The organism is Sphingomonas kyeonggiensis (genome assembly GCF_014196745.1).
In the GTDB taxonomy this organism is placed as follows: domain Bacteria; phylum Pseudomonadota; class Alphaproteobacteria; order Sphingomonadales; family Sphingomonadaceae; genus Sphingomonas; species Sphingomonas kyeonggiensis.
This window is the reverse complement of the sequence record NZ_JACIEH010000006.1, coordinates 116,381-137,984: the sequence shown is the minus strand read 5'-3', so window position 1 is coordinate 137,984 and position 21,604 is coordinate 116,381. Positions and strand designations below refer to the sequence as shown.

The window sequence follows — 21,604 nt, the reverse complement described above, 5'->3', positions numbered from 1 at the left end:
CCAAGCATGACGCATCACATCGAACGCCCGCATTTGGTGGTGGTCGGCAACGGCATGGCCGGCTGCCGCGCCGTGGAGGAGCTGCTCGCCCGCGATCCCGGTCGCTACCGCGTGACGATCTTCGGCGCTGAGCCGCATGTGAACTACAACCGGATCATGCTCTCGCCCGTCCTCGCCGGCGAGAAGACGTTCGACGAGATCGTGATCAACCCGCGCGACTGGTATGACGGCAACGGCATCGAGCTGGTCTCCGGCGACAGCGTCACCGGGATCGACCGGGAAGCACGCACCGTCACCGCCGCCAGCGGGCGCAGCGTCAGCTACGACAAGCTGCTGATCGCCACCGGCTCCGATCCCTTCATCATCCCGGTGCCGGGCAAGGACCTGTCCGGCGTGATCAGCTTCCGCGACATGAAGGACGTCGACGCGATGCTCGCCGCCGCGGACAGGGGTGGTGATGCCGTGGTGATCGGCGGCGGCCTGCTCGGGCTGGAGGCGGCGCACGGGCTCACCCTGCGCGGGATGAAGGTCACCGTCCTCCACCTGATGCCGACGCTGATGGAGCGCCAGCTCGACGAGGCGGCGGGCTGGCTGCTCAAGTCGGAACTGGAATCGCGCGGCCAGACGATCCTCACCGGCGCCGATACCGCCGAGATCCTCGGCACTACCCATGTCGAGGGCGTGAAGCTCAAGGACGGGCGGGTGATCCCGGCGAGCCTGGTGGTGATGGCGGTGGGCATCCGCCCCTCGACCGCGCTCGCCCGCGAAGCCGGGCTGGCGGTGGGCCGCGGCATCCAGGTCGACGACCACATGGTCACCAGCGATCCGGACGTGCTCGCGGTCGGCGAATGCGTCGAGCATGACGGCAATGTCTATGGCCTGGTTGCGCCGCTCTGGGAGATGTGCCGGGCGCTCGCCGACGGACTGGTCGAGGCGCCAACCGGCTATCGCGGCTCGGTCACCTCGACCAAGCTCAAGGTCTCGGGCATCGACCTGTTCTCCGCCGGCGACTTCTCGGGCGGCGACGGTGCCGAGGACATCGTGCTGCGCGATGCCAGCCGCGGCATCTACAAGCGCGTGGTGGTGAAGGACGACCGCATCGTTGGCGCGGTACTCTACGGCGATACCGCCGATGGCAGCTGGTATTTCGACCTGCTCAAGAAGCAGGAAGACATCTCCGAGCTGCGCGACCTGCTGATCTTCGGCCAGGCCTTCGCCCAGGGAGGTGGGCAGGCGGACCCTAAGGCGGCCGTTGCGGCGCTCTCGGACGATGCCGAGATCTGCGGCTGCAACGGCGTGTCCAAGGGCCAGGTCGTCGCCTGCATCGAGAAGGGGGCGTGCAGCCTCGATGCAGTGCGCGCGGGGTGCAAGGCCTCGGCGAGCTGCGGGTCATGCACCGGGCTGGTCGAGACGCTGCTGGCGGTCACGCTGGGCGATGCGGTCCAGTCAGGTCCCAAGACGATGTGCAAATGCACCAGCTTCGGCCATGACGATGTCCGCCGCGAGATCGTCGCGCAGGGCATGCGCTCGATCCCCGAAGTGATGCAGAAGCTCCACTGGAGCACGCCCGATGGCTGCTCCTCCTGCCGCCCGGCACTCAACTATTACCTGCTCTGCGCGCTGCCCGGCGAATATCAGGACGACCAGCAGAGCCGCTTCGTCAACGAGCGGATGCACGCCAACATCCAGAAGGACGGCACCTATTCGGTCGTCCCGCGCATGTGGGGCGGCATCACCACGCCGCAGGAACTGCGCGCGATCGCCGATGTCGTCGAGAAATACGACGCACCGATGGTCAAGGTCACCGGCGGCCAGCGGCTCGACATCTTCGGGATCAGGAAGGAAGACCTGCCCGCGGTATGGGCCGATCTCAACGCCGCCGGCATGGTCTCGGGCCACGCCTATGGCAAGGCGCTGCGCACGGTGAAGACCTGTGTCGGCTCCGAATGGTGCCGCTTCGGCACCCAGGATTCGACCGGGCTCGGCGTCAAGCTGGAGCGCGGCTTCTGGGGCTCGTGGATGCCGCACAAGTTCAAGATGGCAGTCTCGGGCTGCCCCCGGAACTGCGCCGAGGCGACGATCAAGGACTTCGGCGTGGTCTGCGTGGACTCGGGCTACGAGCTCCATGTCGGCGGCAATGGCGGCATCCATGTCCGCGCGACCGACCTGCTGGTGAAGGTCGCGACCGAGGAGGAGTCGCTCCACTATGCCGCCGCCTTCGTCCAGCTCTACCGCGAGGAAGCGCGCTATCTCGAGCGCACCGCGCCGTGGATCGAGCGCGTCGGGCTGCAATATGTGAAGGACCGGATCGTCGAGGACGCGGAACTCCGCGACGCTCTCGCCGCGCGCTTCTGGCATTCGCAGACCTTCAGCCAGGACGACCCCTGGGCCGAGCGCGCCGCCGGCCAGGAACGCGAGCAGCACGCCCACATGGCTGCGTTCAAACCCGTGCTCCAGGAGGAAATCGCATGATCGGCGAGTGGCTCGATATCGGCTGGCTGCAGGAGATCCCGGTCCGCGGCAGCCGTACCGTCCCCGTCGAGGGCGGCGAGGAGATCGCGGTGTTCCGCACCGGCGACGACAAGGTATTCGCGCTGGTCAACCGCTGCCCGCACAAGGGCGGCCCGCTCAGCGCGGGGCTGGTCCATGGCCACAGCGTCGCCTGTCCGTTGCACAACTGGAACATCGCACTGGCGACCGGCCAGGCCCAGGGCGAGGACAAGGGCTGCACCCCGGTGATCCCTGTGAAGGTGAGCGGCGGGCGGGTGCTGATCTGCCGCGCGAGCACGCTGAAGGCGGCGGCGTGAACGCCCTTCCCCCATCGATCTCAGAAAGGCATCCGACCATGGACTATCTGCAACCGGCCGAGTTCGTTCGTAACGCGATCGACGCGGGCGAATCCAAGATCTTCATGTCCACCCGCGATACGATCATCCGCGCCTTCATGGCCGGGGCGACGCTGGCGCTCGGCGCCGTCTTCGCAGTGACCGTCACTGTCCAGACCGGCCAGCCGCTGGCGGGGGCGATCCTGTTCCCGGTTGGCTTCTGCATTCTCTACTTGCTCGGCTACGACCTGCTCACCGGCGTCTTCGTCCTCGCCCCGCTCGCCTGGCTCGATCGGCGGCCGGGCGTGACGATCGGCGGCGTGCTGCGCAATTGGGGCCTGGTGTTCGCCGGCAATTTCGCCGGGGCGCTCGTCGTCGCTTTCCTGATGACCGTCTATTTCACCTATGGCTTCTCCACCGCGCCCAGCGTGGTCGGGCAGAAGATCGCCCATATCGGCGCCGACCGGACGCTCGGCTATGCTGCCCATGGCATCGCCGGCTGGTTCACGATCTTCGTACGCGGGATGCTCTGCAACTGGATGGTCTCGACCGGCGTGATTGGCGCAATGCTGTCGCGCAGCGTCACGGGCAAGGTGCTCGCGATGTGGATGCCGATCATGCTCTTCTTCTACATGGTGTTCGAGCATTCGGTGGTGAACATGTTCCTGTTCCCCTCCGCGCTGATGATGGGCGGCGCCTTCTCGCTAGGCGACTATTTCCTCTGGAACGAAGTGCCGACCGTGCTCGGCAACATGGTCGGCGGGCTAACCTTCACCGGGCTGATGCTCTACGCGACCCATGCTCGCACCGCGCCGAAGCGCGGACCGGTGACCACACCCGTCGCCGACACCTCCGTCCGCAAGTTCGCGGCCTGAGGCTCCCGATGTCGCAGCCCCGCCCGATCGGTGATCAGGTGCGCACCACCTGCGCCTATTGCGGCGTCGGCTGCGGGATCGTTGCGACGCGCACCGGCGCGCGCGCGGTCGAGATCAAGGGCGATCCCGAGCACCCCGCCAATCGCGGCCGGCTCTGTTCCAAGGGCACGCATCTTGGCGAGACGGTCGGGCTCGAAGGCCGGCTGCTCCACCCGATCATCGGCAAGCGCCGGGCAAGCTGGGACAAGGCGCTCGACCTGGTCGCGAAGCGCTTCAAGCAGGCGATCGCCGAGCATGGGCCGGACAGTGTCGCCTTCTATGTCTCGGGCCAGCTGCTGACCGAGGATTACTACGTCGCCAACAAGCTGATGAAGGGGTTCATCGGCTCGGGCAATATCGACACCAATTCGCGGCTCTGCATGTCGAGTGCGGTCGCCGGCCATGTCCGTGCGTTCGGCGAGGACGTCGTGCCGGCGAGCTATGACGATCTCGACGCGGCCGACCTGATCATACTGGTCGGCTCGAACACCGCCTGGTGCCATCCGATCGTCTATCAGCGCATCCGCGCGCGCTGCGATGCCGGGGCGAAGCTGGTGGTGATCGATCCGCGCCGCACCGAGACGTGCGAGGGTGCTGACCTGCACCTCGCCATCCGGCCGGGCAGCGACGTGGCGCTGATGAACGGGCTGCTCGCCCATTGCCGCGAGGCCGGGCTGGTCGACGAGGCCTATCTCGCCGCGAGCGTGAATGTGCCCGAAGGATTCTGGGACGGGGTTGGAGAGGGAAGCGACCTGTGGTCGGTGGCGCGGACATGCGAAGTGCCGGCCGCCGACCTCAGGCGCTTCTATGAGCTGTTCGCCGCGCATCCGCGAACGGTCACCCTGTTCAGCCAGGGCATCAACCAGTCGATCCGCGGCACCGATCAGGTCAACGCGATCCTTAACCTGCACCTCGCCACCGGTCGGATCGGCAAGCAGGGCGCGGCGCCCTTCTCGATCACCGGCCAGCCCAATGCGATGGGCGGCCGGGAAGTCGGCGGGCTCGCCTCGAGCCTCGCCTCGCACATGGATTTCGCGCCCGAGAACCGCGCCCGCGTCCAGCGTTTCTGGGCCTCGCCCACGATAGCACCCAAGGCCGGTCTCAAGGCAGTCGACCTGTTCCGGGCGATGGGCGAAGGCCGGATCAAGGCGCTGTGGATCATGGCGACCAACCCCGCCGTCTCAATGCCCGATGCCGGGGCGGTGCGCGAAGCACTGGCGCGCTGCCCGTTCGTGGCAATCTCGGACGTGATCGCCGAGACCGATTGCACCCCCTTCGCGCATGTCCGCCTGCCCGCCACCGGCTGGGGCGAGAAGGACGGCACCGTCACCAATTCGGAACGCCTGGTCAGCCGCCAGCGCGCCCTGTTCGAGGCGCCGGGCGAGGCGCGGCCCGACTGGTGGATCATCAAGGAAGTCGGCCGCCGCATGGGCTGGCCGGGCGACTTCGCCTATGCCCGCCCCGCCGACATCTTCCGCGAGCATGCCCGGCTCTCCGCCTATCAGAATGACGGCACGCGGCTGTTCGACCTGGGCGACAAGGTCGCGATCGGCAATGCCGATTACCAGACGATGCCCCCCTTCCGCTGGGGTGGCGACCCCTTTGCCGATGGCCGCTTCCCGACGCCCGATGGCCGCGCACGGCTGGTGGCGGTCAGCCAGATGCCGTTGCCCGCGCCGCTCGCCAACTGGCCGATGACGCTCAACACCGGGCGCTACCGCGACCAATGGCACACGATGACGCGCACCGGGCTCAGCCCCAAGCTCTCCCGCCACCGCGAGGAGCCGCTGGTCGAGGTCCATCCCGAGGACGCGGCCGCCCAGGGTCTGGAGGATGGCGGCCTCGCCCGCGTCTCGACGCCGCAGGGCGCGAGCCTGTTCCGCGTCCAGTTCAGCACCGGCCAGCGCCGCAGCGAGATTTTCACCCCGATCCACTGGACCGATCGGCAATCGACCGGCGGCCGCACCGGCCTGCTTCCCCGCCCGCTGGTCGATCCGCATTCGGGCCAGCCCGGGTTCAAGTCGACGCCGGCGAAGATCGAGGCGGTTGCACCCGCCTGGCGCGGCTTCCTGATCACCACCGAGGCGATGGAGCGGCCCGATTGCCTGTGGGCGACCCGCGTCACCGTGCCGGGCGGCATGCTGTTCGAGTTGGAGGGTGACGGCGATGCGCAGGCGATCGAAGCGAAGCTGCCGCGCGGCGAGCGGATCGAGAGCTTCGACCGCGCGCGCGGATCGCACCGTGTGGCGGTGATGCGCGACGGCCGGCTGGTCGCGGCGCTGTTCCGTACCGAGCGCGGGATATTGCCCAGGCGCGAATGGCTGGTCGAGCAGCTGGGCCAGGCCGCGACGGCCGCGCTGCTCGCCGGCGCCCCACCGGGCGCGCGCGAGGATCGCGGGCCGATCATCTGCCTGTGCTTCGATGTCGGCCTCAAGACCATCGTCGCCGCGATCGGCAGCCAGCAGCTCACCACCGTCGAAGCGGTGGGTGCCGCGCTTTCGGCGGGCACCAATTGCGGCTCGTGCCGCCCCTCGATCCGCCGGATCCTCGAAGAGAACAGGAGTGCCGCCAATGGATGAGAGCTTCCTCCCCGGCGAGGTCTGGCTGGTCGGCGCCGGGCCGGGCGATCCCGACCTGCTCACCCGCAAGGCCGAGCGGCTGCTGCGCGCGGCGAGCGTGGTCTTCTACGACGCGCTTGTCGGGCCCGGCGTGCTGGCGTTGATTCCGGAAGGTGTCCGATTGGTCCCGGTCGGCAAGCGCTCGGGCCGGCATTCGAAGGATCAGGCAACGATCGACGCGCTGCTGGTCGAAGCCGCGCTCGACGGTGAGCGCGTGGTGCGGCTGAAGGGCGGCGACCCGTCGATGTTCGGCCGCTCGACCGAGGAGATCACTGCGCTGGCCGCGGTGGGGGTCAAGACGCGCATCTGCCCCGGCATCACCGCGGCGAGCGCGGCCTCAGCCTCGGCCGGCATCTCCTTATCCTTGCGGGGGTTCGCCCGCCGCGTCCAGTTCGTCACCGCGCATGTCCGGGCCGGCGAACCGCTGGCGCTCGACTGGGCGGCGCTCGCCGATCCGCACAGCACCACCGCCTTCTATATGGGCCGCGGCGCGGCGGGCGAGATCAGCCGGCAGCTGATCGCAGCGGGGCTGGACGGCGCGACACCGGTGCTGGTCGCCTGCGACATCAGCCTGCCGGGCGAGCGGCTGCTCCATACAAGGCTCGACCTGCTGCCGATCGCCACCGGCGCGATCGCGCAGGACAAGCCGACGCTCCTGCTGGTCGGCGAAGCGGTGGCGCTTGGCGGCGCGACGATCGCGGCGGAACTGGCGGAGCGCTGCGCATGAAGCATGTCCGGGTTGCGGCGGAGGAGCGCGTGCCCTGCGGCGCTTCGCTGCGGTTCGATGCTGCCCAGGCGATCCTCGCGGCGATCGCCCGGCCGCTGGGTACCGAGAGCGTGCCGCTCGGCAAGGCGGGGCGGCGCGTGCTGGCGGAGCCGGTCTGCGCCGCGATGGACATTCCGGCCCGCGATCTGGCGGCGATGGACGGATTCGCGGTGCGCGAGGCCGATCTCGCCGCCGGCCAGCGCCGGTTCGTCGTGCGCGGCGCCGCCTATCCGGGGGCGCCGTTCCATGGGACGGTCGGGCCGGGCGAAGCGGTGCGGATCATGACCGGCGCGCCGATGCCCGCGGGCGCCGACCGGGTGCTGATGCGCGAGCTGGTCGCCGCCGCCGATGGGGTTCTCACGCTCGACGCTCCGGTTCCCGCCAAGCCGCACGTCCGGTTGCGCGGATCGGACACTGCGGTGGGAACGGTCGTGCTGCCCGCGGGCCGGCTGCTCGATCCCCGCGCGCTCGTCGTCGCCGCAGCCGCCGATACCGCGATGCTGACCGTATGGCGCGCGCCGCGCGTCCGCGTGATCGCAACCGGCGACGAACTCGTGCCGGCGGGCGAAGCGCGTGCAAATGGCGGCGTCCCCGACAGCCTTTCCGAATCCGTCCTTCTGATGGCCCGGCAATGGGGCGCCAAGCCGCTCGGCGCCGTGCGGGTGCGCGACGATGCAGCGCTGCTCACCACCGCTACCGAGGCTGCACTGGAGGATGCCGATGTCCTGGTCCTGTGCGGCGGCGCCTCGCGCGGCGACCGCGACTTCGCCAAGGCGGCATTGGTGCCGCTTGGCCTGGAGCTCGCCTTTGCCGATGTCGCGATCAAGCCCGGCAAGCCCGTCTGGCTCGGTCGGATCGGTGCGAAGCTGGTGCTCGGCCTGCCCGGCAATCCGACCGCGGCGATGACGGTCGCCCGGCTGTTCCTGGCGCCGCTGCTGACCGCGCTGGGCGGCCGCGGCGCAGCGCCGGCGCTGCGCTGGGAACGCGTGCCGCTTGTCGAAGACGTCAGCGCGGGCGACCGCGAGGCGTTCCTCTGCGCCGAGCGGCTGGAGGAAGGGGTCCGCGTCCTCGCCCGCCAGTCGGCGTCGGCCCAGTGCATGCTCGCCCAGGCCGACGCGCTGGTACGCCTTCCCGCCGGTACCGGCACGCTGTCCGCCGGCACGCCCGTCGAGACCCTGCGCTTCTGATGCGGATCCTCGGCGCGGTCCTTGCCGGCGGCCGATCGAGCCGCTTCGGCAGCGACAAGGCGCTGGCTATGCTGGAGGGCAGACCGCTGATCGCGCATGCGATCGAAGCGCTGGCCGCGCATGCGGAAACGGTGGTGAGCTGTGGACGCCCCTGGCCCGGCCTCGTGTCGATCGACGACAGCCCCGCCGGCGGCCATGGCCCCTTGGCTGGCCTCAACGCCGCCCTGCGTTACGCGATCGAATACAGGTTCGATTCGGTATTGTGCGCCCCGATCGACGTGTATCCGCTGCCCGACGCGTTGAAGCTCTTGGTGCGCAACAATCCTGCCGTGCTGCGGACGCAATGGGCGATCGGACATTGGCCAGTCGCGCTCGGCCCAGCGCTCGATCGTCATCTGGCAAGCGGCGCGCTGTCGATCCGCAGCTGGCTGCAGGCAAGCGACGCGCAGCTGATCGATGACCAGCATCTGGGCCTGCGGAACATCAATTCCGCGGAGGACCTTCCCGGCCCGCCCATCTCGCCAGCGGAACCTCTCTGATTCGCAGCCACGTCGCACGGCCCTTGAGCCCAGAAACGACAAAGCCAGCTAACCCCTTGGGGCCGCTGGCTTGGTAGTGGTGGACCTGCTGGGTGCAGGTTCGAACCGCCTGAGCGATATGCTGAAGGAATGGAACGATGTCCTTCAGCATTCAAGTCTCGGTTCTGAGAAACCCGGAAACAGCAATGAACGGAAGGATGGAGACGCCCCGCGCGACAGCCATCCGGCTATCGGGCGGAGGCGCAAACTGGCCTGAGCGGGGGCGGCATGGCGAAGAAGCGCCCAGCCCCGTTCTCGCTCCGGCTGACTTTCGAGCAACGCGCCCGGCTGGAAACAGCGGCAGGGAATATGACGCTTGGCGCATATATCCATTCCCGTCTCTTCGGCGAGGAGGGCGCTAGCCAATCGCGCCGCCGATTGCGCAAGCCGGTCAAGGACGAGCAGGCCTTGGCTCAGGTTCTGGCGATGCTCGGACAGTCACGGCTTTCGTCCAACCTCAACCAGCTCGCGCGATCAGCAAACAGCGGGAGTCTGCCGGTTACGCCTGATACCGAAGCGGCCCTCAATGACGCTGCGGTACAGGTGCAGGAAATGCGCCGCCTGTTGATTGAGGCGCTGAATCTTGAGGTGTCGCCGTGATCCTCAAAGCGTCCCAACGGAGCGGTGCGAAACAGCTCGGCGTTCACCTGCTAAAGGCGGACGAGAACGAGCATGTCGAAGTCCACGAGGTGAGCGGCTTCGTGGCCGACGATCTGATGGGCGCGATGAAAGAGGCCTATGCCCTGTCGCGCGGGACGAAGTGCAAACAGCACCTCTTTTCTGTTTCGCTCAATCCACCTGCCAACGAGTCGGTGCGGATTGAGGTCTTCGAGAAAGCCTGCGCAGCAATCGAGGAACGTCTTGGCCTACAAGGCCAACCGCGCATGATCGTCTTCCATGAGAAGGAGGGCCGCCGTCATGCTCATGCGGTCTGGTCGCGCATCGACGCGCAGACCATGACCGCTAAGCCGCTGCCGTTCTTCAAGATGAAGCTCAAGGAAATCGGCAAGAGTCTGTTCCTCGAAAATGGATGGGCCTTGCCTGATGGGTATCGAGATTCCCGGCTGCGTGACCCTCGCTCATTCGGGCTTGCCGAATGGCAGCAGGCCAAGCGCGCGGGCATCGATCCACGCGAGATCAAGGCGACTATTCAGGAATGCTGGGCGATGTCTGAAAATGGCGTGGCATTCGCGAAGGCGCTCGAAGAGCGCGGGCTGTTCCTTGCTCAAGGCGACCGGCGCGGCCACGTCGCCGTAACCATCGACGGGGAGGTTCTTCCCATCTCCCGAATGGTTGCAGCCAGAAGCAAGGAAGTCGCTGTGAAGCTGGGCGATCCGAATCAATTCCGCAGCGTCGCGGAGACAACGCGCCACATTGCGCAGACTGTCGCGCCAAGACTCTCCGGTTATATTTCCGAGGCGAAACGGATCGCACACAATGCGATGAAGCCGCTCCTCGAACGCAAATCTGAAATGAAGGCGCAGCACCAGCAAGAACGTAAGGTTCTTGGCGACCGCCAGCGCGATCGTAACGTGGTCGAGCAACAGGCACGGTCGGCGCGATTGCGCAAAGGCGCGGCGGGCGTCTGGGACATCCTCACGGGGCGATACTTCAAGGTCCGGAAACAGAATGAGGTCGAAGCCTTTTTCGGTGTTCAGCGTGACCGCGCGCAACGGCATGAGCTTGTCCTGTCGCAGCTCAAAGAGCGTCAAAGTCTCCAGCACGAAATCCGGCAGGCGCGCGAGCAGCAATCCCGTCAGATGCTTGGGCTATATCGAGATGCCGCGCGCTATCGCGGGATGGCGCGTGATGGGCGTTCCGATCAGGCCGCTCGCGATCCCCGTTCGCGAGGCCCCGAGCTGGGGCGGTGAGAGCCAGGAGCTTGGCTATTTTTGATCCCGTCCGGTTGGGCTCTGCCCCGAGAACCTCGTTTGATGTCGTCTATCCTTCACGGTGATTGGGAAGTGCAAGGCGTCGAACGCCTTCTCCACGTTCGTTTCGCTTGCCGGGCAATGCACATCATCACCGAGCGGATTCCTGCCTCCTGAACGCGGCCCATCGGGGGCGGCGCAAGCCAACAGGAGGAAATCCATGTTCAAAATAACCAAAGCCGATCTGGCGAAGAAAACCGACTCGCAGCTCGCGGCGCTCTTTCAGGAGGCGAGCAAAGCGCTCCGCTCGGAAGCCACACGCAGCCCGACGCAATCGCTTCTGTCCATGATCCGCGCGGAGATCGCGAAACGCGGTCCATCCCCGTAGCGGTGATAAAAGGGGTGTGGCCCAATACTCGGCCCGTGAACGGGATCGCTCATTTTTCATTTTGCATTGCAATATTTTATGAATCAAAGTTATAATTGGATCCACACTACTTTAATAATCAAAATTAATTTCCATGAAAAATAAGCAAAGCGGCAACGTACTCATTATTATACTTATAGCAGTAGTTCTATTTGCAGCTCTATCTTATGCGGTACTCTCATCCTCTCGATCGGGAGGAAATGATATATCCCCTGAGAAAGCTCGCGCTTATGCGAGCGCCATTATTCAAAATATAGCGCCAATTAGGGCTGCCATTATTAGAGTTGAGACGATCAACGGATGCACAGATGAAACGCTAGATTTTAACAATTTATTCTACAGAAAAAATAATGATACAGCTATTACTCCTGTAAACGCTACGGCTCCACTTGACAAGCGGTGCAATATATTCGACCCAGCGGGGGGCGGTGTTGTATTGACTGTACCACCTGCTGGTGCCTTGGGAAATAACCCTGACACAGCCGGAATGGGGAATTGGAAAACAGGTCATGGTGGCTTCAAGATCGGCCAAATAAAGGGAGTAGGGACCGATGGGCCAGCCGGAACGGCATCGGCCAATGACGTGTACCTCTCCCAAAATTATTTGAACAAAGCTACGTGCATGGCAATCAACGATCTGAATGGCGTTCCTAATTCTTCGGGCGATGCCCCATCGGCGTTAACGATGATTGTTAGCGGAACGGCAGCCAATGGAGTGGCAGATTCGTTTACCCTATCTACTCAGATAATGGATTTCCCGGCTCGGAACGGTGCATTGATTTACTGCACAACATACGGAACAGGGTCTGCGCAAGTCTACCAGATGCATGCAGTTGTTATCGAACGTTAACCCCGCCAGCAATGTCGATGAGATTGCTCCAGCCAGCGCGAAATCTGTCGCCGTGCTACAACACTACGCGGATCGAAGATGCCTTGCCCGTAAAATCCTGACGGCCAAACGAATGCGGTCAGGATCGTGCGAACGCCAGCAGCAGTTCGAAGTCGTGTTGATCGGCAGCGCGGAGAGCGTCAATGTATCGTGCTCTCGTCTCTCCGGCGTCCACCAAGTTCGCGCGACCCCATGTGAAGGCGGGTTGCCCGAGCTGACGGGCAAGAAGGTCGCCGACTAGGCGCGAGAAACGTCCGTTGCCGTTGGGAAACGGGTGGATCGCAACAACGCGGTGGCTGAACCGAATGGCAATTTCATCCGGCGGGTAGGTTTCATTCTCTACCCAATAGCGAGCGTCATCGATGACCTGTCGTACCTCGACCGCGATCCGATAGGCGTCGATGCCGATATTCCGCGCGGTCGTGCGATATTGTCCGGCCCAGCGCCACACGTCCCCGAACATGCGCTTGTGCAGATCGTTTAGGAAATCCTGATCGAGCACATCACGCCTGCGGACATAGGCCCAGCGAAGCGCTTCGCCGATATTGACCTGCTCGGCTTCGTTCAGCTCGTGCCGGAGCGTGATGTAGGAGGGGATTAGCTGCTCGCGCTCCTCGGCAGTGAGCGGCGTATTGGCGTCGTCGTCGTCTTCGAACAATGGATCTGACATGGCGAACCTATTCATCCTCCCATAGGCCGCGCAGCGAGCCCGAAAGGATGAGGTCGATCATGCGTCGCTGCTCGTCATCCAGATCGGATTTGAGGAGTGCCTGATTTTCAAGCCGCATGGTGTGATTGAGGCGTGCGATATCGCTGCGCGCTTTCTGTGCTGCGCGCTCACGCAGGATATCGTCGAGCGGCTTCGTCGGCACAAAGGCATAGACGAAAGTGCAGTTCATCGCCTCGGCCGCTTCGCGGAGAGTCTTGACGGTGGTCGCGCCGGTGACTTCGGCTTTCTCGATCACCGGAATGCGCGATGGCGATGTCCCCATGCGCGCAGCGAGCTGACGGGCGGTCATGCCAAGTGCTTCGCGAATGGCTTTTACCCAGCCTTTCGGCGGGGCAAGCACGTTCGCTGCGCGAAGCGGGGCTAGGCGCTTTTCGAGTTGCTTTCGGGCGAGGGTCGCTTGGTTTGCGTTCATAAATATGTGTCCTATTCCCTAGTATATTAGCACATATATATGGGCATTGCCATTCTATTTGTTCATATAAAAATGAACGTAATTTACATATAAAGACACATATATGTGAACGCAGCGCTAGGCAACGGTATGCAGTAAGGCCCCCCTGCTCATTCGTCGAGGAGAGGGGTGAACAGGTTTCTGAGCGCGTCGTTATCGAACTTCTCGACTTGGCGATGGGTGGATGAGAAACTCGGTGACGATGCTGGGGCGCTGCGTTCCTCAATTTCCGCGATCCTATCCTCCACTGAGGAAACGGCCCTCGCAAGTATCGCGTCGGGGACGCCAAAGCGCGGTGCGAACTTCTTCAATGCTTCAATATGGTCGCTGAGTGACGATTCGCTATCTTCATCGCGGATGCGATTTTCAACGTCATCGAACTCACTGAGAGCCGCCGCTTCGACGGCAGATAAAATGCTCTCGGGAAGAGCCTTTCCGGCTTCATCTACGGCTTCAACCATGGTGGCAAGGTTGTCACTGTTTGACCAACGTATGATATCAGTGAGCGCTTTCTCGATAATGGCAAGAAATTCGTTCTCGTAAACGAACTGACGACCGTAATTCCGGTCGCGTAGTCGGGTAAAAAAACCGATCAGCTTTTCACCATCCGACCATGCACCAAACCCTTGCTGGGGGTTCTGCGCGACTACCATCGCCGCGTCTGCAAAACGAATATCATCCGTATCGATCCACCAACCTATGAGCAGTTCCAACCTCGTCGAATTCGAAGCATCATTATATTCTAGTGACCTTGAACTTCCCCGTACTGGTCTCCAGTGCGGCTGCGTCTCGATCATATCAATTAAGCAAACGCACTCACGAGCGATGCGCTCCCGCTGGTCTGGTGACATCAAGTTGTGCTCGACAAATCCCCAGAGACTCACAATCCAATCAATTGTTTTGGCGGTTGGCGCGAGCCGGACGAGTAGTTCGGGGTCTCGCAGGTAGGTCGAAAGGTAATCCTTGAGTGAAGGGTTCACGAAGGAAACTTTTTCACCTTCGATATTGACAAAGCTACCTTCAAGGATGCGCAGCGCCTCCTCAAAATCTTTAGGACCATGTGGCAGGCCATAAGAGGCACTTAAAGATGCGTGCAAAGAATCATATGCCGTGCGCAGCACGCTAATCGCTACGCCGTACTCGGACAGGAAGAACATCGTTAGCAACAGATGCCGACAACGATCGTCGATATGCGTGCGGAAAGCGGTATCCCATATCTGACTAGGATTTTTGAGCGCGGCCAAAAAGGCGGCTGGATATTTGGAGGGCTCAATGTCGGCAATTCGGAATGCGTCGGTCATCGCCTCGATAACGCGGGGATTGTAGTTCCGGTGATCGATGATTGCGGCGAGGCTATCGCCTTCGACAAGCGCACGGATGTACGTCTTGGGGGTCTCGGCGACTAACAAGTGGTTGTAGAGAATGCGCGCCTTTATGCGTCGCGTGTAGATTCCGACATCGAGCACATATTTCGTAACGTCGAGACGCTGGTCGCCCAGATGCTCAGAAACCCTTCTCGCTTCTTCGAAAATGTAACCTCGGGTCGTCAGAATGAAGCGCGCGTTGGGCGAGCGTCGGATGCGACTCATAAACCGCGCGAGTTCGGAATCCTTTTGAGCAAGGGCGTGTTTGTCGAGAGCAACTCGTCCTAGAAAGTCGTCAAAGAGGAATATCTGCTTCTTGCTGTCATTGATGGCCGCGAACCCGTCTTCCAGACTTCGTATCGGAACGAGTAGGCATCATCCTGTTAGCGTCGCAATGCGCTAGCGGAAGCCATGAAGAGCCCGTGAGCGAGGCGACAACAAGCAGCGCGCCGGACGAAACTGAAATCGTCACGGAATGCGACCTGACGCTCAAGGCAGCACTAGTCTCGCCTCGATCCTACGACCCTTCCATGGCATGGGATTATAAGGATCAAGGCTCCTACGCGACGGTCCTGCGCAAGTTCGAAGCGACGAACTCTTTTGGCGCCAGCATTGGCGGAACTTATCTATGCAAATGGGATAAGGCTGGCGAACGCATCGCCTCGCTCGAAACCATTGATGCGCTGGGGAAGCACACCCTGGTTCGATAGGCCGATGTCTTAGAGAATCCGCAAGGTCGCCGCTCCATTCGATTCACAGCCTACCGCTGAAATTTCGCGGATGCTCACACCGATAGTGATGGCTCAACTTCCACACCGGATAGCGAGGCTGTTCCGTCGATGTGTTTAGGGCCCGCGTTTGGGTGAGGATCGAAGACCGTTCCGGCCTTCCAGATCGCTAATAATACCACCGCGAGCTTTCGAGCCAACGCTACTCTTGCCTTAGAAGGCCCGGCTCGCCTCTTTAAATCTATCGCCCAATGCCTCAGGTCGTTATCCTGCTTTGACAATTGCATTAGAACCTTCGCCGCCGATACCAGATGACCACGAGTCATTTGATTTCCCCGCTTGCTGATACGGCCCATCCGTGATGATTGACCGGACTGGTTAAGTTTCGGCACCAATCCGAGATACGGACCTACGTCCTCATTTCGGGCGAACCGGCTTGGGTCATCTATCGCGGTGTAAAATGACAAAGCACTAATGCAGCCGACTCCGGGGACAGTCATAAGTCGGCTGCATACGTCATCATCTCGAGCAATGCGTGTCAGGCGTCGAGTTATTGTTTCTAGAGTTCGTCGTACAGCAACAACCGCCTCAAGCGTAGGCAACAAAACCTCACTTAGATCAATGTCATCCGCCCGAAGCCGCTCGATTTCAGCGACAACTGATTTCTCAAGATGCGTCCCGGACCATGCGCGGTTGATTTTGCCGCCGTTCACCCGGAGAATTCCTCGCATGGCACTTTCGGTCGCCATCCGCTGTTGCATTAGACGATGGCGCAGAACCAATTCGGAACGGAGCCTTTGAGACCGCTCACTTTTCACGAGGACTTCGGGAACCGACTGCCAGCCTAGCCGTAAGATATCGGCGATGCCGCGTGCATCATTTCTATCCGACTTGTTCTGGCGCAAGCCTAGGAACGCGTGAACATGGCGAGTTTCAAGAACCCGCACGTTGTAGCCAACTTTTCTAAGGCCCTTGGCCAAGTGGATAGCGGCTGCACCGGCCTCTAACCCAACGACCAGCGCGTCTCGGGACGCCGGAAGAACCTCTGAAATCGCAACAGCGGAAGCGTCCGATTGCCTTTCGCTCACTATATTGCCGGAGGAGTCTAGGATGCAGATCGCGACTGTATCCGCACCCGCATCGATGCCAATCCAACATTGCTCCGCTGTCATCGCAGTCCTCCGCCGCGAGGGCGGGAGGCTACCCATGACGCTGTTCAGGGTCCCTGCCCTTCGTAGCCTTACCGGGGTGAAGCCTCCCGGCGGTCACGCTCATCCGTTTTCACGAAGAAGTTCCGATAGCAATTGCACGACCATTCCAGGGTCAACGCCCTTCACCGCCTTCGCGCACTTTCGCTTCCGGGGCCGCGCTCGCATTTTAGTTGGTGGCTAAGGAAGCGGCAATATCTAGTTCATCGAGATGCACCTAATGCGGGTTCGCCGCCGCATCCATGGCATCAGCCAGCCCCTCATTGGTCTGGACCTTCCGGAGCCTGCCTTTCAATTCGCTGTGCTTAGCTATCGTTCGCCCCAAATCGTCCGTAGCAAACAGATGTTGATCGCCGTTTTCGTCTTCGCCGCCGACAATATAAACTCGATCCTCTGCCATGAATCAGCCTAGACTTGACAAACACATGAAATATTCAAAATAAAGCCCATGCAGCGCAATTTGCACTTTAAGCTACCAACTAACCTAAAATGCGCTTCACGTTTGTACGGGCTTCCTAGGGCGAAATAGAGCCTATTTAGCAGCCGACTTCTTCGCGGTCGCCTTTTGCCCTGGCTTACGCCCAAGCCCGAGCTTCTTTGCCATCTCGCGGCGTTGCTCGCTGTAGGCAGGGGCGGTCATCGGATAGGATTTCGGCAGGTTGTACCGGGTCCGATACTCTTCCTGCGTGAGCCCGTGAGTGGAAAGATGCCGCGTGAGCGTCTTGTACGGCTTGCCATCGATCATCGAGATAATGTGATCCCGGCTAGCAAGGCTCTTCCGCACCGACACGGCGGGCACATGCTCCGGTTCGGCTGGCGCAGCAGGCTCAGGCTCAACCGCCACTACCTTGCCCAGCTCCGCGACTGCCCCGTGGATCGAAGTCAGGAAGGCCACCGCTTCTTCGGTGGTGGAGCGGGTGTTGGGATTTGCCAACCACGCAGCAGTAAGTTCAGCGGCGAGTTCAACTGAACTCAAGGAGCTATCATCGGTCATCGCGGAGCCTCCAAAGATAACGGCGCTCCCGGGCCATAGCGCAGCCCCGTACAATGTCACGGCATCATTGGACATTGCAGGGGGCGCTGAATGGCAAACGTTTCCAGTAAGGGGTTAAGTGGTAGAGAGGTGTTATATAGGTTATATAATTATATTAAGGTTAATCTAGTTAACTCTCGGCATAACACCTACATGATACTTAAAAGACTCTTTCAATACCTCTATGGCTTTATCTTTATGAGATAGTGGTACGATGAGAGAATCGTGAATCGGTAGGCAGGCAATCCCAGAATCTTGATTCAGCGAATCCATTGCCCTGAGGATAGCTTGAGACTCAATGAATTGTAGATCGGACCAATCAAGTTGGATCGATTTCCTTTGGCAAAGGATGGGATGACGTTCTAGACACGCCTCCCTTACGAAATATATTGAGTGATCGCGATCAATCTCACACCCATATCTATCAAGAAAGTCCGACCGCATATCGGCTGGCCATTGCTTGGGTAGCCTCGGCTTGCTGAGGGTTAAGTTGATATAGGCTTTCACGACTTCACGCTCGATCCCTGGAATGTCATAAAGATCAGCTTGAGGATCGAATGGCAGGCCAAGTTTTGCTTGGAAGATGGTAAGGTGGCTTGATCCGATATCAATCTCGGTGGTGGGCTCGCCGTTGATCAGAATTGAAGAGCGGAGCTTGGTTCCTTCCGGATGCGATGGCTTCCACCTCTTCGGCATCATCTGGTATCCGCCGCCAACAACCCAAAGGCGACCGCCCTTGCGATATGCATGGCCGGCTTGATCGCCGCAGTTAAACTTTCGGAAGAAGACGACTTCGCCGGCACCTTCGATAGCCTGCTTAGCAATGAAGGCATTGAGGCGATCCACCTGAGCCGCATATTTGATTACGGTCGGATCAGTGGCATCCACCGGCAACGGCTTTCCCTCGACGCGGCGCCTTCCTCGCCACGCAGAGGAAGTGCTGAGAAGGATGGGCCTGGATGCTGCCTCCGAACCTTCACCCTTTATGAAATGCTCACGCCGATTGGACGGGGCGATGCCAAATTCGGCTAGATGATCGAGCAAAGCAGTGGTGGGCCAGATGCGTGTCGTCGTGCCGCATGAGACCCGGCCCTCCCTGTTGAAGTTCCCGCCGGCGAGGTGGACCAAACCCTTCACCTCGAACAGGTCGATAACAGCCTTTGCGCTCCTGTATCCGACAGGCCCGCCCGTGAAATCTTTCGCCCGCATAGAACGGAAACAGGGGCGAAAAGGGGTGTTCTCGGCGGCATTCAACAGGTCGTTGAGGACCGCACCGATCGCGTCTTTCAATTTGGCTGCGCGGCCGGCGATCGATTGCCCGCCGAGGTGAAGGTAGAACCAGTCAATGGCAGAACGTGCTGCCGCAGAGGCTGGCTTCCATTCCAGATCCATGCTGACGGCAGACAAGTCGCGTAGCCGCAAGCCTTCTGGAACGCGGATCAATCCAATGGTGGCATCGTTGGCGGGATTTAGGCACGCAGTATCATTCACCCCGACTAGGGGCGTGGCTTCAGGTTTCATAATGTCTTTCTGTGATTAGCCCTCAGTTGCGGGGCTCGGAGAGAATGCGCGACCACCGCGCCCGAAGCAACGGCTAGTGTCGGCTCAACCTAATGGATGTTAAGCTAAGTTTTGCTTATGTTGAGGGATAAGCCCATTTTTCAGTTTATCTACTTCTGAGGATGTTAATTTTAGGAATGGAATTAACTACCATGCCAATCCAATTCTATGGGATACCCTCCTGCGCTCTGAAGTCAGGGCGGTGGAAAAGGATGATGAATGAGGGGTCGGGGTGAAAGTCCCGAAACTCACAGCAAGTTGGCTCAATGCTCGTCCGATGATGACTGCGGCCATCGAACTCCGCAGCGGCCACATCACGCCAAGGATAGGCCGTTAGGTCATTTGCAAGGTTACGCATGTGATCATCTGGCGATGCCGCCGCGCTCCCGCCATCGCCGCAAGCAGGAACCGACGCCTTTTGGCGCGCAGGTCATAACCGGGTGCTTGGCAGTGGGCCTTGTGGTGTTTTTTGCAGCGCCGATGATCCAGACCACGCTAACCGGCTCCACTGCCATGGCCGACCAGATTCGAGCCAATGAGGAGCAGCAGCGAATGGTCGAGCAGTCTCGCCATTTCCACAACTGTAACGAGGCACGCTCGGCTGGTGTCGCGCCAATCTATCGCGGGTCGCCAGGGTATCGATCGGAACTTGACGGCGACAGCGACGGTATCGCCTGCGAGCCCTACTACGGAAACTAGAGGCTCTGCCGCCCACCGATCGGTTACGTATGATCGCTTGGGAACGGCAGACCCATCGATGCACTTGCATCAAACCAGCGCGCCCGCCTCGATGAAGGCGAGCAGGTCGGCGACATAGTAGAAGCGGCGCCCGCCCACTCGAACGCTGCGCGGCCCGAGCCCTCGCGTCTGCCAATTCGCAAGTGTCTTGGCCGACAGACCAAGAATGGCCGCAGCGCGAGAACGAGGCACCCGCCCGTCGGGGGTGGACTCCGAAATATTCATAATCTAACGCTCCACAACATGGTGAGTCGATCGGGACGAAATTCGATCGATGAGCGCGATGTAGCGGCCACTAAGCCAGGGAAAAACCCTTAGTGCCGGGTATTAGTCTTAGTTTTATTATTGGAGCTTATAATACATGTCTCTTAAGTTCACCAAGCTTTCGAGGAGTACTATCAAGGGACTTACCGCAGGCTCTCGCCTGACGGAACATGGCATTGAAGTTACCCGACTCGCTGATGGCGATCTTCGGTACGCAATCAACATCATGGTCGATGGCGAGCGCATTCATCGCGTCGTCGGTAAAGAGAGCGAAGGAGTGCGTAGAGAGCAGGCAGAACGCCAAATCGAGCAGTTCCGCACGGACGCGCGTGCTGGGCGCCTGAACCTTCCCAAGCGCCGCAAGGCACACCCTCTCTTCGCGCAGGCCGCCGCCGACTACCTTGAGCGGCTCGGCAAGACGGGTGGCAAGGACATCATCAACAAGCGGCGCCACATCGACCACCATCTCATCCCGGCCTTCGGCAAGATGCAAATCAACCGTGTTTCCACTCTCGCCGTATCCGAGTACGCGGCTCGCCGCTCCCTAGAATCTCCAATTGCAACGGTAAACCGGGAGCTTTCGACCCTCAGCCACATGTTCAATCGTATGATCGATTGGCAGTGGCTTACCGCAGGTGATCGTCCGCGAATTAGCAAAGCTGCGGAGACCGCGAAGCCCATCATCGTATTGACCGACGCCGATGCAGCGGCGCTCACGGTCGCCGCGATTGAGGACGTTGACCCCAAACTCCACCTGTTCGTCGCTTTTGGCCTCAACGCAGCCATGCGGCATAGCGAAATCCTTCGCGTGCGATACGATCAAATCGATTTTGATAACCGTCGCATACGCATTCCTCAGGCAAAAGCCGGGGCCCGCGATCAACCCATCACACCCGCGTTGGCCGAACTTCTCTTCAGGCAACAGCAACAAGACACGGATAAGGATGGCTGGGTGTTTCCTGCCGCCGAACGCTGCAAGAAGCCGCACCGAGTCTCCATGGGCAAGGGGTTTCAGCGCGCGGTCGTTAACGCAGGCCTGGACCCCAAGAAGGTTACGCCGCACGTCATGCGACACACCGCCATCACGCGCTTGGTAAAGGCTGGAGTCGACCTACCCACGGTGCAGAGGATCAGCGGGCACAAGACGCTCACGATGGTGCTGCGCTACACACATATCTACGGCGATCACTTGGACCACGCCGTGGCGATGCTCGATAAGCGTCCCAATACGATTACACAGGAACTACACACGGCGGATGCAGCAGCGAACGACGATGAGGGCTTAGAAGGCACCCCCCTCTCAGAGGGGGGTGTGGTGGACAGGGCTGGATTCGAACCAGCGTACGGGAAACCCGGGCAGATTTACAGTCTGCTGCCTTTAACCACTCGGCCACCTGTCCATGGCGCCGTTCGGCGAGAGGGGCGCCATTGCCGAAGCGAAAGCTCCCTGTCA

The 21,604-nt window shown here is 61.3% G+C and carries 22 protein-coding genes, 1 tRNA gene and 1 pseudogene; 14 read left to right on the top strand and 10 right to left on the bottom strand.

The genetic code is table 11. The annotated features are described in order from the left end of the window. Positions 1 to 6: 6 nt before the first annotated feature. The 11 genes from nirB (at position 7) to GGR46_RS24760 (ending at position 12,036) form a co-directional block, all read left to right on the top strand. Positions 7 to 2,472, top strand: coding sequence for a nitrite reductase large subunit NirB (gene nirB, locus GGR46_RS24810; RefSeq protein WP_184000784.1), 2,466 nt, complete (start codon positions 7 to 9; stop codon positions 2,470 to 2,472). Continuing rightward, positions 2,469 to 2,807, top strand: coding sequence for a nitrite reductase small subunit NirD (gene nirD / locus GGR46_RS24805; RefSeq protein WP_184000783.1), 339 nt, complete (start codon positions 2,469 to 2,471; stop codon positions 2,805 to 2,807). The genes nirB and nirD overlap by 4 nt, the downstream gene beginning before the upstream one ends. Positions 2,808 to 2,845: 38 nt before the next feature. Next, complete coding sequence (locus GGR46_RS24800; RefSeq protein ID WP_184000782.1) at positions 2,846 to 3,700, top strand: formate/nitrite transporter family protein; 855 nt, start codon at positions 2,846 to 2,848, stop codon at positions 3,698 to 3,700. A gap of 8 nt (positions 3,701 to 3,708) precedes the next feature. Further along, entirely contained in the window at positions 3,709 to 6,318 is a 2,610-nt protein-coding gene (locus tag GGR46_RS24795) for a nitrate reductase (RefSeq protein ID WP_184000781.1), read from the top strand. Next, positions 6,311 to 7,084, top strand: a complete 774-nt coding sequence (cobA, locus tag GGR46_RS24790) for a uroporphyrinogen-III C-methyltransferase (RefSeq protein WP_184000780.1) — start codon at positions 6,311 to 6,313, stop codon at positions 7,082 to 7,084. Before GGR46_RS24795 ends, cobA begins: the two co-directional genes overlap by 8 nt. Continuing rightward, positions 7,081 to 8,310 (top strand): molybdopterin molybdotransferase MoeA, encoded by a 1,230-nt coding sequence (locus GGR46_RS24785; protein WP_184000779.1) that lies wholly within the window; start codon positions 7,081 to 7,083, stop codon positions 8,308 to 8,310. Before cobA ends, GGR46_RS24785 begins: the two co-directional genes overlap by 4 nt. After that, positions 8,310 to 8,849, top strand: a complete 540-nt coding sequence (gene mobA / locus GGR46_RS24780; protein WP_184000778.1) for a molybdenum cofactor guanylyltransferase — start codon at positions 8,310 to 8,312, stop codon at positions 8,847 to 8,849. The genes GGR46_RS24785 and mobA overlap by 1 nt, the downstream gene beginning before the upstream one ends. A gap of 267 nt (positions 8,850 to 9,116) precedes the next feature. Next, the gene (locus GGR46_RS24775) at positions 9,117 to 9,488 is read left to right on the top strand and encodes a hypothetical protein (RefSeq protein WP_184000777.1); all 372 of its coding nucleotides are present in this window, start codon (positions 9,117 to 9,119) and stop codon (positions 9,486 to 9,488) included. Beyond that, positions 9,485 to 10,759: a relaxase/mobilization nuclease domain-containing protein gene (locus GGR46_RS24770; protein WP_184000776.1), complete on the top strand. Its 1,275-nt coding sequence runs from the start codon at positions 9,485 to 9,487 to the stop codon at positions 10,757 to 10,759. The genes GGR46_RS24775 and GGR46_RS24770 overlap by 4 nt, the downstream gene beginning before the upstream one ends. Positions 10,760 to 10,979: 220 nt before the next feature. Next, positions 10,980 to 11,147, top strand: a complete 168-nt coding sequence (locus GGR46_RS24765) for a hypothetical protein (RefSeq protein ID WP_184000775.1) — start codon at positions 10,980 to 10,982, stop codon at positions 11,145 to 11,147. A gap of 133 nt (positions 11,148 to 11,280) precedes the next feature. Next, a complete protein-coding gene (locus GGR46_RS24760) occupies positions 11,281 to 12,036 on the top strand; it encodes a hypothetical protein (protein ID WP_184000774.1) in 756 nt (251 codons plus the stop codon). A gap of 118 nt (positions 12,037 to 12,154) precedes the next feature. On the opposite strand, the gene GGR46_RS24755 is transcribed toward GGR46_RS24760, so the two are convergent. From GGR46_RS24755 to GGR46_RS24745, 3 genes are all read right to left on the bottom strand, one after another. Further along, positions 12,155 to 12,733 (bottom strand): mobile mystery protein B, encoded by a 579-nt coding sequence (locus tag GGR46_RS24755; RefSeq protein WP_246426367.1) that lies wholly within the window; start codon positions 12,731 to 12,733, stop codon positions 12,155 to 12,157. Positions 12,734 to 12,752: 19 nt separating this feature from the next. Then, positions 12,753 to 13,217, bottom strand: coding sequence for a mobile mystery protein A (locus GGR46_RS24750; RefSeq protein WP_184000772.1), 465 nt, complete (start codon positions 13,215 to 13,217; stop codon positions 12,753 to 12,755). A gap of 149 nt (positions 13,218 to 13,366) precedes the next feature. Next, positions 13,367 to 14,980 carry an nSTAND3 domain-containing NTPase gene (locus GGR46_RS24745; protein WP_343058363.1) on the bottom strand — a complete coding sequence of 538 codons (1,614 nt, stop codon included), beginning with the start codon at positions 14,978 to 14,980 and terminating at the stop codon, positions 13,367 to 13,369. A 62-nt stretch (positions 14,981 to 15,042) separates the two neighbouring features. On the opposite strand from GGR46_RS24745, the gene GGR46_RS24740 reads away from it, so the two are divergent. After that, on the top strand, positions 15,043 to 15,330 hold the full coding sequence (locus tag GGR46_RS24740; RefSeq protein WP_184000770.1) for a hypothetical protein: 288 nt from the start codon (positions 15,043 to 15,045) through the stop codon (positions 15,328 to 15,330). 74 nt (positions 15,331 to 15,404) lie between these two features. Here the strand turns inward: GGR46_RS24740 and GGR46_RS24735 are convergent, their stop codons facing one another. The 4 genes from GGR46_RS24735 to GGR46_RS24720 form a co-directional block, all read right to left on the bottom strand. Continuing rightward, positions 15,405 to 16,520 carry an IS110 family RNA-guided transposase gene (locus tag GGR46_RS24735; protein WP_184000769.1) on the bottom strand — a complete coding sequence of 372 codons (1,116 nt, stop codon included), beginning with the start codon at positions 16,518 to 16,520 and terminating at the stop codon, positions 15,405 to 15,407. A gap of 253 nt (positions 16,521 to 16,773) precedes the next feature. Next, positions 16,774 to 16,956 (bottom strand): hypothetical protein, encoded by a 183-nt coding sequence (locus GGR46_RS24730; protein ID WP_184000768.1) that lies wholly within the window; start codon positions 16,954 to 16,956, stop codon positions 16,774 to 16,776. A 132-nt stretch (positions 16,957 to 17,088) separates the two neighbouring features. Continuing rightward, on the bottom strand, positions 17,089 to 17,550 hold the full coding sequence (locus GGR46_RS24725; protein WP_184000767.1) for a Ros/MucR family transcriptional regulator: 462 nt from the start codon (positions 17,548 to 17,550) through the stop codon (positions 17,089 to 17,091). A 165-nt stretch (positions 17,551 to 17,715) separates the two neighbouring features. After that, positions 17,716 to 19,110 (bottom strand): hypothetical protein, encoded by a 1,395-nt coding sequence (locus tag GGR46_RS24720; RefSeq protein WP_184000766.1) that lies wholly within the window; start codon positions 19,108 to 19,110, stop codon positions 17,716 to 17,718. A 519-nt stretch (positions 19,111 to 19,629) separates the two neighbouring features. Between GGR46_RS24720 and GGR46_RS25650 the strand changes: the two genes are divergently transcribed. Then, positions 19,630 to 19,848 carry an excalibur calcium-binding domain-containing protein gene (locus tag GGR46_RS25650; RefSeq protein ID WP_246426366.1) on the top strand — a complete coding sequence of 73 codons (219 nt, stop codon included), beginning with the start codon at positions 19,630 to 19,632 and terminating at the stop codon, positions 19,846 to 19,848. 69 nt (positions 19,849 to 19,917) lie between these two features. Here GGR46_RS25650 and GGR46_RS24710 read toward each other — a convergent pair whose 3' ends face one another. Both GGR46_RS24710 and GGR46_RS25645 read right to left on the bottom strand, forming a co-directional pair. Then, a complete protein-coding gene (locus GGR46_RS24710) occupies positions 19,918 to 20,112 on the bottom strand; it encodes a helix-turn-helix transcriptional regulator (RefSeq protein ID WP_184000764.1) in 195 nt (64 codons plus the stop codon). A 127-nt stretch (positions 20,113 to 20,239) separates the two neighbouring features. Continuing rightward, positions 20,240 to 20,644, bottom strand: a complete 405-nt coding sequence (locus GGR46_RS25645; RefSeq protein ID WP_246426365.1) for a hypothetical protein — start codon at positions 20,642 to 20,644, stop codon at positions 20,240 to 20,242. Between GGR46_RS25645 and GGR46_RS25965 the strand changes: the two are divergent. Further along, positions 20,639 to 21,271, top strand: a pseudogene (locus GGR46_RS25965) (tyrosine-type recombinase/integrase); the annotation flags it as partial. The gene GGR46_RS25645 and the pseudogene GGR46_RS25965 overlap by 6 nt on opposite strands. A gap of 193 nt (positions 21,272 to 21,464) precedes the next feature. Here GGR46_RS25965 and GGR46_RS24700 read toward each other — a convergent pair. Continuing rightward, positions 21,465 to 21,551 (bottom strand) — tRNA-Tyr (locus tag GGR46_RS24700). Between the last annotated feature and the right edge of the window lie 53 nt (positions 21,552 to 21,604).